This window comes from Citreicoccus inhibens (genome assembly GCF_019039035.1).
In the GTDB taxonomy this organism is placed as follows: domain Bacteria; phylum Myxococcota; class Myxococcia; order Myxococcales; family Myxococcaceae; genus Citreicoccus; species Citreicoccus inhibens.
The window spans coordinates 319,489-330,391 of the sequence record NZ_JAHNZT010000002.1; the positions used below are offsets into that span (position 1 = coordinate 319,489).

Below are 10,903 nucleotides of genomic sequence, written 5' to 3' on the forward strand. Positions count from 1 at the left end.
GCGGGGGCCCGGCCGTTTCCTTTTTGGGGACGGTGCTTGACCCCTCCGAAACGCCCAGTGATAAGGGCCCCCGCCGCTGTTAACGAACGTCATCTCAGGAGGCAGTTGTCATGGCTCGTGAAGTCGTCATCGTGGGCGCAGCCCGCACTCCCATCGGGGCCTTCCAGGGTGCCCTCTCCAAGCTCACGGCGCCGCAACTGGGTGCCATCGCCATCAAGGCGGCGCTGGAGCGCGCGGGCGTGAAGCCGGAGGCGGTCCAGGAGGCCATCATGGGCTGCGTGCTCCAGGCGGGCGTGGGCCAGGCGCCTGCCCGCCAGGCGGCCATCTTCGCGGGCCTGCCGGACAGCGTCCCCGCCGTCACGCTCAACAAGGTGTGCGGCTCGGGCCTCAAGGCCGTCATCTCCGCCGCGCAGGCCATCGCGCTGGGCGACGCGGACGTCATCGTCGCGGGCGGCATGGAGTCCATGAGCAACGCGCCCTACCTGAGCCACACCATGCGCGGCGGCGCCCGCATGGGGAACGTGGAGTTCAAGGACGCGATGATCCTCGACGGTCTCTGGGACGTGTACGGCAACGTCCACATGGGCCTGTGCGCCGAGGAGTGCGCCACGTCCCAGGGCATCAGCCGCGCGCAGCAGGATGAGTTCGCGCTCGAGTCCACCCAGCGCGCCATCAAGGCCCAGAAGGACGGGCTGTTCGCCGCGGAGATCGTCCCGGTCCAGATTCCGGGCAAGAAGCCCGAGGACGTCGTCACCGTCACGGATGACGAGGGTCCGCGCAACGCGAAGCCGGAGAAGATCGCGGGCCTGAAGCCCGTGTTCAAGAAGGACGGCACGGTCACGGCGGCCAACGCGTCCTCCATCAACGACGGCGCCGCGGCGCTGGTGCTGATGAGCGAGGAGCGCGCCAAGGCCGAGGGCCGCACCATCCTGGGGCGCATCAAGGGCCACGCGCAGGCCGCTCGCAAGCCGGTGGAGTTCACCATCGCGCCGGCGGACTCCATCAACAACCTCCTGAAGAAGACGTCGCTGACGGCCAAGGACGTGGACCTCTGGGAGATCAACGAGGCGTTCGCGGTGGTGGCCATCGCGAACAACCGCCTGCTCGGCCTGGACCCGTCCAAGGTGAACGTGCGCGGCGGCGGCGTGTGCCTGGGTCACCCCATCGGGGCGTCGGGCGCGCGCGTGCTGGTGACGCTGCTCCAGACGATGAAGGACCTGGACAAGAAGCGCGGCGTGGCGTCGCTGTGCATCGGTGGTGGCGAGGGCATCGCGCTGATGGTGGAGCGCTGAGGCTCAGCACGTAGGCATCTTGCGCGGGATGGGGGCCAGGGCAGGGCTTCCATCCCGTTTCCACATGCGGGAGGACGGATGAACAAGGTCTACGCGAGCGCGGATGAGGCGGTCGCCGACATCCCCGATGACATCACCCTGATGAGCGGTGGCTTCGGGCTGTGCGGCAACCCGGAGAACCTCATCGAGGCGATTCACCGGAAGAACGTGAAGCGCATCACCATCATCTCCAACAACTGCGGCACCACGGAGTTGGGGCTCGGCATCCTGCTTCAGAACAAGCAGGTGAAGAAGATGGTGGCCAGCTACGTGGGGGAGAACAAGGAGTTCGAGCGGCAGTTCCTCTCCGGCGAGCTGGAGGTGGAGCTGAACCCGCAGGGCACCTTGGCCGAGCGCATCCGCGCGGGCGGCTGCGGCATCGGTGGCTTCTTCACCCCGACGGGCGCCGGGACGCAGGTGGCCGAGGGCAAGGAGTCGCGGATGATCGACGGCCGGCTCCACGTGCTGGAGACGCCGCTCAAGGCCGACTTCGCCATCATCCACGCGTGGAAGGCGGACACGTGGGGCAACCTGGTGTTCAGGAAGACGGCGCGCAACTTCTCCCCGATGATGTGCATGGCGGCGAAGGTGACCATCGTCGAGGCCGAGCACATCGTGCAGCCCGGCGAACTCGACCCGGACCTCGTGCACGTGCCGAGCATCTTCGTGCACCGCATCGTCCAGGCGAAGAACCTCCAGAAGTGGATCGAGCGGCGGACCGTCCGCAAGCAGGCGTGAGGAGCCCATGCCACTCTCTCGTGAACAGATCGCGCAGCGCATCGCCCAGGAGCTTCGGGACGGCTACTACGTCAACCTGGGCATCGGCATCCCCACGCTCGTTCCCAACTACCTCCCCGAGGGCGTGGAGGTGGTGCTCCAGTCGGAGAACGGGCTGCTCGGCATCGGGCCCTACCCGGTCGCGGGCGACGAGGATCCGGACCTCATCAACGCGGGCAAGGAGACGGTGACGGTCGTCAAGGGCTCGGCCTTCTTCGACTCGGCGCTGTCCTTCGGGATGATCCGCGGCGGCCACATCGACATGGCCGTGCTGGGCGCCATGGAGGTCAGCGAGCAGGGTGACCTGGCCAACTGGATGATCCCCGGGAAGATGGTGAAGGGGATGGGCGGCGCCATGGACCTGGCGGTGGGCGCCAAGCGCATCTACGTGGCCATGGAGCACGCGAACAAGGAGGGGCAGCCGAAGATCCTCAAGAAGTGCTCGCTGCCGCTCACGGGCCTCAAGTGCGTGCACCACATCGTCACGGACCACGCGTTCCTGGACGTGACGCCCGAGGGCCTGGTGCTGCGCGAGGTGGCGCCCGGCGTGACGGTGGAACTGGTGAAGAAGCTCACCGAGCCGACGCTGAAGGTGGCGCCGGACCTGCGCGAGATGAAGCTCTGAGCTAGGGTCCTCCGCCGCGCGCCGGACGTCCTGGCGCCGCGGCGGAGTCCACCATGGCCGATTCCCTGGAGAAGACATCCCCCGGTCACCGCGCCCCGCGCGTTGAGCACGAGCTGCCGGTGGCGTATCGCACGGTGGCGGGCTTCGTCTCGGACTGGGCGGTGAACCTGTCTCGCGGCGGGCTGTACATCAATACGTCCCAGCCGTTGGACGTGGGGACGCTGGTGCGGGTGCTGGTGTCGCTGCCGGGGGCGGACTTCCCGGTGGACCTGACGGGACGGGTGACGCGCTCGAACACGCCGGGAGCGTCCGCGCCGGAGTCGCCGGGGATGGCCGTGGAGTTCGTGGACGTTGATGACGACAAGCGGTCCCGCATCGAGCGGTTCGTGGAGCGCCTTCGCGCGGCGCTGCCCCCGGACGAGCGCGACGCGAGCCGCAAGTAGGGGTGGCCGCCCTGGGCGCCACCCGCCGAGCGCCTGAATGCTGCCGTTGCCTGAACATTCCATCGAGTTGACCATCGAGCGCCTGGGGCAGCTCGGAGAGGGCGTGGCCTCCTGGCAGGGGCGCACCGTCTTCATCCCCGGCGCCTTTCCCGGCGACACCGTGCGCGTCCACCTGGAGCACCAGGGGCGGGTGCTGAGGGGCTTGTTGCGTCAGGTGGTGGAGGCGGGGCCTGCCCGGCGCCCGGCGCGCTGCCCGGTGGCCGGGGAGTGTGGCGGCTGCGACTGGCTGGAGCTGGACGAGGCCGCGCAGCGCACCGCGAAGCAGGAGATTGTCCTCTCCACGCTGGAGCACCTGGGGCACCTGTCTCGCGAGTCCTTCACGGTGCGGCCGTTGCTGGTGGCCCCGCGTGACTGGGGCTACCGGCGCCGCGCGGTGCTGCACTTCGCGGGCAAGAGCGCGCTGGGCTACTTCGGCCGGCGCAGCCACGAGCGCATCCCTGTCGCCGAGTGTGGCGCGCTGACGCCCGTGCTGGCCGCGCTCCCCGGGAAGCTCGCGCCCCTGCTCAAGCCCTTGGCGAAGGACGCCGAGGAGGTGCTGCTGCTCGCCGAGGGTGACGCTGCCGCGTTCGCGGTGAACCTCACCGGTCCGGTGACGGCGCGACACCTGGAAGCGACCGAGGGCGCGGTGCGCGCGCTGCGGCTGGAGGGGGCGGTGCTGGTGCCGAAGGAGGGTTCGCCTCGCGTGGTGGGCCGCCCGTCCTTGCGCTCCTTCTCTCCGCTGCGGCCCGAGGTGCCGATGTTCCTGCGGCCGGATGCGTTCGCGCAGGCGCATGCGGAGGCCAACGTGGGGCTCGTCGCCTCCGCGGTGCAGGAGCTGGCCGCGCGCGAGGGCGACCACGTGCTGGAGCTGTACTCAGGCAACGGCAACTTCACGTTCCCCGTGGCCGGCTGTGCCGCGTCGGTGCTCGGGGTCGAGACGTCGCCGGTGGGCGTGGAGGCCGCGCAGCGCAGCGCCCGCGAGGGTGGGGTGGGCAACGTGCGCTTCGTCCAAGGCGATGCGCGCAAGGTGTGCGACGGGCTGGTATCCGAGGGCCGGCGGTTCGACCTGTGTCTGGCGGATCCGCCGCGCACGGGGGCTGCGGGGATCGCGGGGTGGATGACGGCGTTGGGGGTTCGGCGCGTGGTGTACGTCGCGTGCGATCCCGCCTCGCTCGCGCGGGACGCGGCGGGGTTGGTGGCGGCGGGCTATCGGCCCGTGGCGCTGCAGGTGGTGGACATGTTCCCGCAGACGCATCACGTCGAAGCCGTCATGTCGTTCGAGCGCTGACGCGAGCAGAGAGGACCCGAGGCGCATGGAAGCCCGCATCGTCGAGTTCGCCGAGGTGCTCCGCCAGAACGGCGTGCGCGTCAGCACGTCCGAGGTCCAGGACGCCCTGCGCGCCACCGCCGAGGTGGGCTTGAAGAGTCGGACCCTGTTCCGCTCCGTGCTCCGCACCACGCTCGTGAAGCGCGAGCTGGACGTGGACACCTTCAACCGCGCGTTCGACTTCTTCTTCTCCGGCGCCGCGAGCACCTTCGAGGCCATCGACAAGTCGCTGGCCAAGCAGTTGGAGGAAGAGGGCTATCTCGAAGGTGACCTGCTGAAGATGGTCATCTACCAGATGAACCTGCTGCTCCCCGAGATGTCGCCGCTGGCGCAGGCCATCCTCTCGGGGGACCGGGCCCGGCTGGCGCAGATCTTCCGGCAGGCGTCGTTGCAACTGGACTTGTCTCAGCTGGAGAGCCCCATGCAGGCGGGCTTCTTCTCGCGGCGGATGCTGGCGGCGGCGGGCATGGAGCGCGCGCGCTCGGACGTGAAGTCGCTGGAGGACGAGCTGCGGGCGCGCGGCGTGAACCCCGAGGGCGTCGAGATTGTCTCGCGGCATGTCGCCGGCGCGATGCGGAAGATTGAAGAGGCCGCGCGTCAGGAAGTGAAGCGGCAGGCCGAGGCCCGCATCCGGCGCCGCACGGACAGCGTGCAGGAGAAGCCGCTGCACCTGCTCACCCAGGCGGAGGTGGATCAGATGGAGGCCTCGGTGCGCATGCTGTCGGCCAAGCTGCGCAGCCGGCTCATCCGCAAGCAGCGCTCGCACCGCAAGGGCGCGCTCAACGTGCGCCGCACGCTCCGGCGCAACATGCCGTGGGGTGGGGTGCCCATGGTGCCCCAGTTTCGCAAGCGCCGTCCGGAGCGCCCCGAGCTGGTGGTGCTGTGCGATGTGTCCGACTCGGTCCGCAACGCCTCGCGGATGATGCTGCTGTTCATGCACACGTTGCAGTCGATGTTCGTGCGCGTGCGCTCGTTCGTGTTCGTGTCCGACGTGGGCGAGGTGACCCAGTACTTCAAGGACCTGGACGTGGACGAGGCCATCGACATGGCCACCGCGGGGCGCACCGTGTCGCTCAGCGCCAACTCCAACTACGGGCGCGCGCTGGCGGACTTCACGCGCGACCATCTGGGCAGCATCACCCGCCGCACCACGGTGATGGTCATTGGCGACGGCCGCAATAACTACAACCCCAACAACGCGTGGGCGCTGAAGGATCTGCGGCGCAAGGCCAAGCGGCTGTTGTGGATCTGCCCCGAGGACCGGGGCAACTGGGGCATCGGCGACAGCGAGATGCTCACCTACGAGAAGCACTGCCATCAGGCGGTGGTGGTGGCCTCGGTCTCCGATCTGGCGCGCATCGCGGATCAGCTCGTTCCCGCCTGACTTCCTTCCCCCTGTAGACTCGGGAACCCTGCATGGCCCCCTCGATCTTCGACGACTTCTCCTATCAGGACATCCGCAACGTCGAGTCCGGCACGGACCTCTCGGCGGCGGATGACCGCACGCTGCGCATGGCGGCCCTGCCGCTGGACGAGGCGATGCTCGATGCCTTGATTCGCTTCCAGGAGACCTTCCTGGCGCACGTGGGCGCCCTGACCTCCGCCGAGGCCATGGCCGCCGCTCACGCCGAGGCCGTGCGCATCAGCGGGCTGGCGCCCCAGGTGGTGGAGTCCGGCACCGCGCTCCTGCGCGCCTTCTGCGGCCGTCGCTGGGCGGTGGCGCAGCTGCAGGCCAGGCTGGCGCGGTGGGCGACCTTGGACACCCCGGATGCGCCCGAGCTGCGCGCGCGACTCCAGCAGGAGGTGGCAAAGCAGGAGCGCGCCACGGACGCGCTCGCCCGGCGCTACGGAGACACCACCCTGGCGCTCCTGCGCCAGCGCGAGGCCCCGCTCTTGGACCTCCACAGCCGGCTGACGCGACTGCTCAGCCGGGGATGAAGCCCTCTGCCCGGCAGGTTGCAATCCCGCCCGGGCCATCGCATAAGGGCCCGATTTGACAGGGCCGTTCAGACCCAGAGCCACCCCATGAAGCGCTACTTCATCCACACCTTCGGCTGCCAGATGAACGTCAATGACTCGCTCCGCATGAGCGAGGCGTTGGCGAAGATGTCCTACGAGCCGACCCCGGTGCCGGACAACGCGGACCTCATCATCCTCAACACCTGCGCCATCCGCGAGAAGGCCGAGGACAAGATGCTGTCCGCGCTGGGGCGCTACCGCACCGTCAAGGCCAGCCGCAAGGCGCTCATTGGCGTGGGGGGGTGCGTGGCGCAGCAGGAGAAGGACAAGCTGCTGAAGAAGGTGCCGTACCTCGACTTCGTCTTCGGCCCGGACAACATCGCGAAGCTGCCGGAGATCATCGGCCGCGTGGAGAACGAGCGCGAGCGCGTGGTCGAGACGGCCTTCGTGGACTCCGAGGAGTACGTCTTCCCTCGCGCGGACGCGGAGACGTCACGGGGCAAGGTCACCGAGTTCGTCACGGTGATGAAGGGCTGCGACAACGTCTGCTCGTTCTGCGTCGTGCCGCACACGCGCGGTCGCGAGGTGAGTCGCGGCTTCACCGACGTGCTGCTGGAGGTCGCGGACCTGGCGCGCGTGGGCGTGCGCGAGGTGACGCTCATTGGCCAGAACGTGAACTCGTACCAGGGCGGCATCAGCTTCGCGCAGCTGCTGCTGCGCACCGCCGAGGTCCCAGGCATCGAGCGCGTGCGCTTCACCACCAGCCACCCGCATGACCTGTCCGACGAGCTCATCGAGGCGTTCCGCACGCAGCCGAAGATCTGCCCCCACTTCCACCTCCCCGTGCAGTGCGGGAGCGATCGCATCCTGAAGATGATGCGGCGCGACTACACCGTGGTGCAGTACCTGGAGCGGCTGGCGAAGCTGCGCGAGGCGCGCCCCGGCATCGCCGTCACCACCGACATCATCGTGGGCTTCCCCGGAGAGACCGAGGAAGAGTTCGAGATGACGATGCAGCTCACCGAGCAGGTGCGCTACGACAACCAGTTCTCCTTCGTCTTCAGCCCGCGTCCCAAGACGGGCGCCGCGCTGCGCGAGAACGACTGGGGCCCGGTGCCGCACGAGGTGAAGGTGGCTCGGCTGGAGCGGCTGCAGAAGGTGCAGCGGCGCATCAGCGGCGAGTACACCGCGGCGCTGGTGGGCTCCGAGGTCGAGGTGTTGGTGGAAGGGCACTCGAAGTACGACGCCACCAAGCGCTTCGGTCGCACGCCGGAGAACCGCACCGTGAACTTCGAGGGCGACGCGCAGGCCGGGGCCATCGTGAAGGTCCTGGTGGAGCGCTCCACGCCCAACCAGCTCGCGGGCAAGCAGGTGGCGCTGCTCCAAGGCCCCACCGTGGCGCCCGTCGAGGATCCGGTCGAGCCGCAGACCTGCGTGGTCGCCGAGGCCTGAAGTCCGTCGTCCGCTGTCCCAATCCCTGGAGGTATCGCCATGGCGTTGAGGCCGTTTCGCGGGGTGCTCCCGCGCGTCCACCCGAGCTGCTTCGTCGAGGACTCGGCGCAGGTGATTGGTGACGTAGAGCTGGGTGAGGACTCCTCGGTCTGGTTCAACGCCGTCATGCGCGGGGATGTGAATCCCATCCGCATCGGCAAGCGCACCAACATCCAGGACCTCACCATGGTCCACGTCACCGCGGACTCGTACGCCACTCAGGTGGGGGACGACGTGACGGTGGGCCACCGCGTGATTCTCCACGGCTGCATCATCGGCAACCGCGTGCTCGTGGGGATGGGCGCCATCGTCATGGACGGCGTGGAGATTGGCGACGAGTGCATCATCGGCGCGGGGACGCTGCTGACGCCTGGCACGAAGGTGCCTCCGGGCTCGTTGGTGGTGGGCTCGCCCGGTAAGGTCAAGCGCCCGCTGACCGAGACAGAGCGGGAGTTCCTCGTCTTGTCCTCGCACCACTATGTGCACACCGCCGCCGAGCACCGCGCCAGTCGCTGACGCGACGGTTGGTGCGTGTTAGGAACACTCCCATGCCTCTCGTGCCCGAGACGACCCTCAAGGCGTGCCCGCTCTTCAAGGGCTTCACCGACACCGGCATCCAGATTTTCGCGGGGGTGGCGGTGACTCGGGCCTTTCCCAAGGGCTCGGTGTTGTTCACCGAGGGCAAGCCGGGCGAGTCGTTGCTGATTGTGGGGGAGGGCGCGGTGCGGTTGAGCGCCAAGAGCGTGTCGGGCGAGGACGTGTCGCTGGGCGAGGTGGGCGCAGGGGAGCCGCTCGGAGAGCTCGCGCTCGTGCAGAAGGGCGAGCGGCTGTGCTCGGCCACGGCCGTGTCCGATGTCTCGGCGCTGGAGATCCGTTTCGCGGATTTTCAGAAGCTGCTCGTCTCCAAGCCCCAGGCCTGCATCAAGCTGTTGATGGGCATCGTCAGCCACTTCGGAACGAAGGCGCGGGACAACCGCGACATGCTCCGCACGCTCATCACCAAGGCCCCCGCGGCTTGAAGCGTCCGCGCGGCGCGCGTTTCGCCGGCCTGCCTGTACGGTTGCCGTGCTAGCGTGCGGACCGCTCATGCGTCTGCGTGTCTTGGTGTCCTCCGTCCTGTTCGTGGCCCTGGGGCCCGGCAGTGCGCGTGCGGCGGGCACTGATGCGGACTGGTTCGCCAGCGTCTGGTCTCCCGGTGGAATCGAAATCCGCTCGGACGACCGCGTGTTCTCGCTGTTCGCGCTGCTGAATCGCGCGGGCTACGACGAGGCCCCCGTGCTTCGCGAGCACCCGATTCGTGCGCATGACTTCGGGCCCGCTCGGAGCGCCGTTCGCGAGGCCCTCCGCTCGGCTTCCCCGGCCGCCCTGGTGCAGGCCGAGGCCCTTTTCGACGCACACCCCCGGCGCTTAAGGGACTACGTGGGGCATGTGCTGGGTGACACGGCGTCATCCGACCTGACGGGTCTTGACGACGTGTTGACACGGGTGGAGGCGGAGTGGCCCCTGCGCTCACTTCGCGAGCAGACCTTCGAGGCGCATCGGGCCGCTCAACGTCAGTGGCTCCCGGTGGTGGATGCGCCGCTCCAGCGGGCCGCACGCCTGCTCTCCCTGCCCGAGGGCAAGCCCCCCGTCCAGCTTGTGGTTACCCTGCTGGGTGCCAAAGGTGAGTGTTGGGGGGCCAAGGTAGGGGCAGGGTGGCGGATTGTCGTGGGGGCCGGGGAGCCACCGAGTGCCGAGTGCCTGGTGCGTGCCTGGGCCGCACAGGTGCTGGCGGAGCGGGTAGGCAGGCAGTTAGAGGCACGGTGGACAGCGGGCGCGGCGGTGTGGCGGGAGGCTCGGGCGCAGGGGGCTCGCGAGGAATCGGTGGGAGAATTCGGTGTGGCGCTGCTCAGCCGCGCCCTGGCGCTGTCGGCCACGGGAGCGCCGGAAGCGGCCTACGTGGCGGCCGGGCGGGAGGGGTACTTCGGTTTGAAGGCCCTGGCTCGGAGTTTTGAGGACTCGCGCCCGGTTGATGCTTGGGCGCTGGAGGGGCTGGCTCGGGTGGTTTCCGCGCGCCCCCTCCGGAAGTGAACGGACGGAACGACGCGTGGAGAATCTGCTCACCCAGCTGCTGGGAAACTCACAGGGGTTCATCGCCTATGCCACGGTGTTCGGCATCCTGGTGGCGTGCGGCCTGGGGGTTCCTCTTCCGGAAGACATCTCGCTCATCCTGGGAGGCTTCCTCGCGCACAAGGGTGCCGCCAGCCTGCCGGTCATGATGGCGGTGGGCTTCTTCGGCATCCTCGCGGGCGACAGCCTCATCTACCTGGCGGGGCGGCGGTTGGGCTCGCGCATCGGGCGTGATGGGAAGGGGGGGGCGGGCGGCTTCTTCGCGCGCATCGTCACCCCGGAGAAGCGCGCGAAGGTGGAGTCGCTCTTCACCTCGCACGGCCAGAAGATCGTCATGATTGCGCGCTTCATGCCGGGCGTGCGCGCGGTGACGTACTTCACCGCGGGCTCGGTGGGCATGCCGTACTGGCGCTTCATCTTCTGGGATGGGCTGGCCGCGCTCTTGTCCGCGCCGGTGTTCGTGTGGCTCGGCTTCCACTTCGGCAGCGAGCTGGACATGGTCATCTCCAAGATGAAGGAGGGCCAGGTCGCGGTCCTCGGGACGCTGGCGGTCCTGGCCGTGGGCTACTTCCTGTGGAGCCGTCGCCGTGCCGCCAATCAGCGCGCCGCGGCGGCGAAGGCATCGCCTGTGTCGACTCCTCCCGAGGTGGCTTCCTCGACGAAGGGCGAGTCCGGTGAGCCGAACACGGTGGCGTCGTCGCGCGCGCCCAGCAGCAGCTCCTTCTTCGATGTGTCCTCGGAGCGGACCTCGCCTGCGGATCCGCTCCGAGAGCTTCAGAAGTAGGTCCGCGCTCGCGGGGCG

Annotated in this window: 12 protein-coding genes; all 12 read left to right on the forward strand. The window is 68.9% G+C overall.

The genetic code is table 11. The features are described 5' to 3' along the window. Window positions 1-110: 110 nt before the first annotated feature. The 12 genes from KRR26_RS03905 (at window position 111) to KRR26_RS03960 (ending at window position 10,885) form a co-directional block, all read left to right on the forward strand. Window positions 111-1,292 (forward strand): thiolase family protein, encoded by a 1,182-nt coding sequence (locus KRR26_RS03905; RefSeq protein ID WP_120204099.1) that lies wholly within the window; start codon window positions 111-113, stop codon window positions 1,290-1,292. A 78-nt stretch (window positions 1,293-1,370) separates the two neighbouring features. Further along, window positions 1,371-2,069 carry a CoA transferase subunit A gene (locus KRR26_RS03910; RefSeq protein ID WP_120204100.1) on the forward strand — a complete coding sequence of 233 codons (699 nt, stop codon included), beginning with the start codon at window positions 1,371-1,373 and terminating at the stop codon, window positions 2,067-2,069. Between the two features lie 7 nt (window positions 2,070-2,076). Then, window positions 2,077-2,733, forward strand: coding sequence for a CoA transferase subunit B (locus KRR26_RS03915; protein WP_120204102.1), 657 nt, complete (start codon window positions 2,077-2,079; stop codon window positions 2,731-2,733). Between the two features lie 53 nt (window positions 2,734-2,786). After that, complete coding sequence (locus KRR26_RS03920) at window positions 2,787-3,176, forward strand: TIGR02266 family protein (protein ID WP_120204103.1); 390 nt, start codon at window positions 2,787-2,789, stop codon at window positions 3,174-3,176. A gap of 37 nt (window positions 3,177-3,213) precedes the next feature. After that, window positions 3,214-4,503: a class I SAM-dependent RNA methyltransferase gene (locus KRR26_RS03925; RefSeq protein WP_120204105.1), complete on the forward strand. Its 1,290-nt coding sequence runs from the start codon at window positions 3,214-3,216 to the stop codon at window positions 4,501-4,503. A gap of 25 nt (window positions 4,504-4,528) precedes the next feature. Beyond that, window positions 4,529-5,926 carry a vWA domain-containing protein gene (locus tag KRR26_RS03930; RefSeq protein WP_120204107.1) on the forward strand — a complete coding sequence of 466 codons (1,398 nt, stop codon included), beginning with the start codon at window positions 4,529-4,531 and terminating at the stop codon, window positions 5,924-5,926. 32 nt (window positions 5,927-5,958) lie between these two features. After that, on the forward strand, window positions 5,959-6,480 hold the full coding sequence (locus KRR26_RS03935) for a hypothetical protein (protein WP_120204108.1): 522 nt from the start codon (window positions 5,959-5,961) through the stop codon (window positions 6,478-6,480). Window positions 6,481-6,567: 87 nt separating this feature from the next. Then, entirely contained in the window at window positions 6,568-7,953 is a 1,386-nt protein-coding gene (miaB, locus tag KRR26_RS03940) for a tRNA (N6-isopentenyl adenosine(37)-C2)-methylthiotransferase MiaB (RefSeq protein ID WP_120204110.1), read from the forward strand. A 39-nt stretch (window positions 7,954-7,992) separates the two neighbouring features. Continuing rightward, a complete protein-coding gene (locus KRR26_RS03945; RefSeq protein ID WP_120204112.1) occupies window positions 7,993-8,508 on the forward strand; it encodes a gamma carbonic anhydrase family protein in 516 nt (171 codons plus the stop codon). A 32-nt stretch (window positions 8,509-8,540) separates the two neighbouring features. Continuing rightward, window positions 8,541-9,011: a cyclic nucleotide-binding domain-containing protein gene (locus KRR26_RS03950; protein ID WP_217079151.1), complete on the forward strand. Its 471-nt coding sequence runs from the start codon at window positions 8,541-8,543 to the stop codon at window positions 9,009-9,011. Window positions 9,012-9,078: 67 nt separating this feature from the next. Then, window positions 9,079-10,062 carry a hypothetical protein gene (locus tag KRR26_RS03955; RefSeq protein WP_217079152.1) on the forward strand — a complete coding sequence of 328 codons (984 nt, stop codon included), beginning with the start codon at window positions 9,079-9,081 and terminating at the stop codon, window positions 10,060-10,062. 16 nt (window positions 10,063-10,078) lie between these two features. Continuing rightward, window positions 10,079-10,885: a DedA family protein gene (locus KRR26_RS03960; RefSeq protein WP_120204116.1), complete on the forward strand. Its 807-nt coding sequence runs from the start codon at window positions 10,079-10,081 to the stop codon at window positions 10,883-10,885. The last annotated feature ends 18 nt before the right edge of the window (window positions 10,886-10,903 follow it).